This is a genomic window from Streptomyces sp. AC627_RSS907, from assembly GCF_019049165.1.
In genome coordinates, this window is sequence record NZ_JAGMUE010000809.1 from 1 (window position 1) to 550 (window position 550).

General features: G+C 70.2%; 1 pseudogene. It reads right to left on the minus strand.

The features are described from left to right. Window positions 1-483, minus strand: a pseudogene (locus KUM32_RS38755) (septum formation initiator); the annotation flags it as partial. Window positions 484-550 lie beyond the last annotated feature (67 nt).

A 550-nucleotide genomic window follows, 5' to 3' on the forward strand; every position in this document is an offset into this window, starting at 1 on the left:
CTGCCCAGCCCGGGCGGCCGACACCGCGAGGGCACAGGCCAGGGTGCTGGCTCCGGCGCCGCCCCTGCCCCCGATGACCCCAACGGTGACGGCCTGGTCGCCCACGCCCTCGGTGACGTCGGCGATCCGGTCCACGAGCCAGGTCTCGGCATCGGGCAGGAAGAGCACGCACTCGGCCCCCATTTCGATACCCCGCCGCCAGATGCCCGGGTCGTCGAGGTCCCGGCCGATGAGCAGCACGCCCTGCCTGCGGGGTACGCCCGCCAAGCGCCGTGCGCAGTCGTCGCCGACGAGAACCAGTGGCGCGCCTTCCCACCCACCACTGCCGGCGAGCGTTCCATGTGCCACTTCCGGCGCCGAGCCGGCTGCGGCGCACAACCGCAACAAGTCGTCGAGAAGCGCTTCGTCTTCCGTCACGATCAGCGGTCTACGCCGTAGATCGGTGGCCTCTCCCAGTTGACCGGAGGCGTTAGTTCCAGCCATGGTCCCCTCCTCATCTCGCTACCCGCTGTCGAACCCGCGAACATCGCGGGAATCGACTGTGCAGCGA